The following is a 4100-nucleotide window of genomic DNA, read 5'->3' as shown; positions in this document are numbered from 1 at the left end:
CTGTCATTTACTGGATAATGTTTGTTTCCATCTGCTCCTAAAATTAAATTCAAATCATTTACATCTATCGTCTTTCCTAAATCAGCACTTATACTTGTACTGTCTACTTTCTTTCCATCAATATACAATATCATCATTCCATCTCGATCATACGTCGCTGCTATATGATGCCATTTTCCATCAGTTGCACTACTATATCGACCAGTATCTTTTCTACTGCTTCCTTCTACTGTAAAGTTTAATCCAATTCCTGGTCTTGGATCTGTAAATGTTCCTATTGCAAATCCTGGATTTGCTCCTGAATCCCAATCTTTATTAGAAATTACTGCTCCTTCTGTATCCATTTCTTTTGTTCCTTTATACCAGAACATAATTGTGAAATCTTCTTTTCCAAAACGTAAATCTTCTACTTTTCCAAAATCTACATATTGTTTTGCTTCTACAGCTGTTTCATCATTTACAATATGAATCGCCTTACCTTTTACTCCATCTACAAATTCTATGTCTCCAACAAGCTTTCCATTATTATTGTTTCCAGATGTATCATTTGCTGTTTCATCATCAAAATTAACATCTAAAACTTTACCTGCAGGTACTTCATCTGTTAAATCAACTGTATAGTGATATGCAGGTAACCATGCTTCATGTTCAAAATCATACATACTCAACTGAACTTTTCCATCATATACACTTACATAGTAACCAAGCTGATTTTGTGGATCACCAGAGTCTGCACGTAAATAAGAAGGAACGCTTACCAACGTACCATAATCTGTCTCGACAATTTCATTTGTCCCAAGACCAGCGTGTACATGTCCTGTTAGAATAATTGATTGCGGATACTTTCTTAATACTTCTTTTAATGCAAAATCCTGTGGTCCTTCATCTAATGGAAAATCAGAATAACCGTTATAGCTGTCGGTATCTGCTATTGTATTACGTAATGGTTCATGAAGTACTACAAAGATTGGTTTGTCATCTTCAGCCCCTTCTGCCATTGTTTTGTCTAACCATTCTAATTGTTCACTTGAAATATAAGAACTGTCTTTAATGTCCCATTCTGTATTTATAACAACGAAATGGTGCTGATCTTCACCTTCGCCTATCCATGTATCATAATATACTTTATCTGTATCTCCCATATATTTTTGATTATATGACATATAGCGGTCATACACTCCATCCCATCCTTGAGATGTCCAGCGCACATCATGATTTCCTAAAGCATTAACAAATTGTAGTTTTTCATCATATTTGTCAATAATAGAATAATATCTTGCAAATTCGCTATCTGCACCATCACTTGAAAAGTCACCACAGTTTACAATCGCCTTAGCATTTGGCATAGTTGTAACAATCTTATTCAAACCTTCATCATAAATACGAGCACTAGTACTGCTTGCACTAGATTGTACATGAGTATCACTTAGCACAACAAATTCTAATTTACCATCTGCTGGTTTCCCAAAATCACTATATGCTTTTTGTAGTTTTTCATCTAATTCTTTTACTTCCTGTAAACTTGTAACTGTTTCTAACCCTGCTTCAACTTCATTAATAACTGCAGTAAATACATCTTTTTTTTCTTGAGAAACATCTGAATTACTTATTAATTGTTCATATTCGGTAATTTTATTTTTTAAATTTAAAATTTTATGTTCTAAACTTTCAAAACCAAAAACCGTTGCATCTAAACTATCCTTTGCAACCAAATCATACACTTTTCCTTCAATAGTTAAATCAGCTTCATTAAATTTCCATGCATGGTATAAACCATTTTCTGTCCCTGTAAGTTTTAAATTCATATCTGCAAGTACTTCTTCAACAGTTTTTGTTTGATTCCATAAACAAATCGTATTTATTTCTCCATCAAGAAAATAACTCTTTCTATGATCTGTTCCTACAAAATGAGCGTCTGATAATGCTGACTTTTCTTTAATAACATTAGATGTTTTACTAGCTCGAACTTCTCCATTTACTAAAAGACTAACCATTTTATTAGCTGGATCTCTTACTACTGCGATATGTGTCCATTGATCATTACATGAAAAATCAGTTGTACGAATATCACACTCTGTTTTTACACCATTTTCTATTACTTGTTCAAAATAACGTAACTGATTATCAGCTGTTATTTCAATTGAAAATGCTGGATACGTGGTACCACGATAATTACCTAAAATAATTTGGCGCTTATTTGGATTAGTATCTAATTTTACCCATGCTTCCATTGTATTAGGAATATAAGATAAACTTGCATCCACTGCAACAAATTGTTTTTTACTACTGTCAAAATCAAAACTACTATATCCACCTATTGGGCCTTGTTTTTGTAACTGAGAAACCGCTTTATCTAAGTTATCAATCATAGCATCAATTTGTTCTTGCGTTGCACCATCTAAAAGTTCATTAGCTTCATTAAGTGCTTCACTTAAAATCGCATAACTTTGTTCTGTATAAACATCACCTGATATACTTTCTACATCTTTTATTGTATAATCCAATAATTGTCTTGATGGTTCTTCTTGGTCAAGTAATTGACAATCTATGTAAAGCATATTATGATCAGACAATCCTGTCTCTACCATTTTTACTTCATTTACTTTGATATTTCTTGATGTAACAATGTTATCAATGGAATCTATTTTCATCGAATCTCCATGAGCACACGTATTATACCAAACTCCATCTTTACCGTTTGCTAAATTATAGTTTTTCATCATTGGGTAATTTTCTTTAATTGACTGGTCAGTGTTAAAATCTCCTGTCAAGATTTTATATGGTGTTGGATCCGCTTCCATTACATTTAGCACTTCCTCCATTTGTTTTGCTCTTAAACTTTGACTTTCGTGTGTTAAATGTGTATTATAGATTGCTACTTCCTTGCCATCTTTTTCAAACACTCCACGTACATATGCTCTTGCTTCATAACTTCCTTCATTTGAAAGAGCTCCACCACTTTTTTCTGTAAATTGATATCTTGTTAATAACCCAATTCCATATTCTCCACCACTATAATTTATTGACTTTTGGAAATGAGTATCTTTGATATAATTATATTCTTTAAATTTCGCAAGCATATCATAATTATTGCGACCTGTATTAATATCAACTTCTTGTACTCCCACAACATCGATATTTTCCTGTTCAAGAGCACTGCTTATTGCTTCAATATTAGGTTTTCTTCCAGCTGCAATATTAAATGTTGCAACCCTAAAATTATCACTAACTGTATTATTACTTGCATGAACAACAGGCATATTTACTAAAAGTACTGCAGCTAGTAACACCCCCAAAAACTTTTTTCCTTTCTTTCTCATTTTTTCCTCCTCATTGTATACAATATTATAAAATCCCCCATAAATCTACACTCTTAAACTTTTATTTTTGCATCATCTCCTAACATTCCATACATTAAATTACAACAGTTTTTCAATTCACTTTATATTATCATCCTTTTATAAATGTAGAAATAAAAGTAACACATATACAATATGTTACTTTTATTAAATTAAATATTTGTGATATTAGATTGCCTTTTTTTGTTTTCAACAATTATCAATGCTGTTAATGCCAATCCTGCTAATGAATATACAACATTCATATTATCACCTGTCTTAACTGATTCTTTTACTCCAGTATCACCTGATTTTAATACCAATTGATCTATCGCTTTTGTTAATGCTTTTTCTGCTGCTGTTACTTCTGCCTCATTTGCTTCTGGATTATTTAATACTGCCTTAGCATTTAATACTTCATTTGCTACTAATGTCCATGTATTAGATGTATAGTTTGCATTATTTAGTCCATTTGCTTTATTGATTAATTCTGCTAATAAATCCTTACTTGGTTTTAATCTTAAATTTAAATATGCTCTTGTTAAATCATCACATGCTTTATCTACTTCTGCCTGTGTTACTTTTTCATTTCCTAAGACTTCCTGAGCTTTTTCTAAGACTGGTAATATTGCCTGCCATGATGATTCTGTGTATTTGTTTTCTTCTAATCCTAAGACTTTATTTACCATTGCTTCTAATAATGTTTTATCTACTACTTCTGCTTCTTCTAAGCCTTCTATTGCTGCCTGTAATTTATCATAT

The 4100-nt window shown here is 31.8% G+C and carries 1 protein-coding gene and 1 pseudogene; both read right to left on the bottom strand.

All coding sequences use genetic code 11. From position 1 onward, the window contains the following. Positions 1-3320 (bottom strand): LamG-like jellyroll fold domain-containing protein (locus BR82_RS16495; RefSeq protein ID WP_051592859.1); only part of this gene is annotated, 3320 nt, incomplete at its 3' end. Between the two features lie 191 nt (positions 3321-3511). Beyond that, positions 3512-4100 (bottom strand): annotated as a pseudogene (locus BR82_RS16100) (FIVAR domain-containing protein); the annotation flags it as partial.

This window comes from Thomasclavelia saccharogumia DSM 17460, assembly GCF_000686665.1.
GTDB lineage: Bacteria > Bacillota_I > Bacilli_A > Erysipelotrichales > Coprobacillaceae > Thomasclavelia > Thomasclavelia saccharogumia.
The sequence above is the reverse complement of the archived record's forward strand: the minus strand, read 5'-3'. Positions and strand labels throughout refer to the sequence as shown.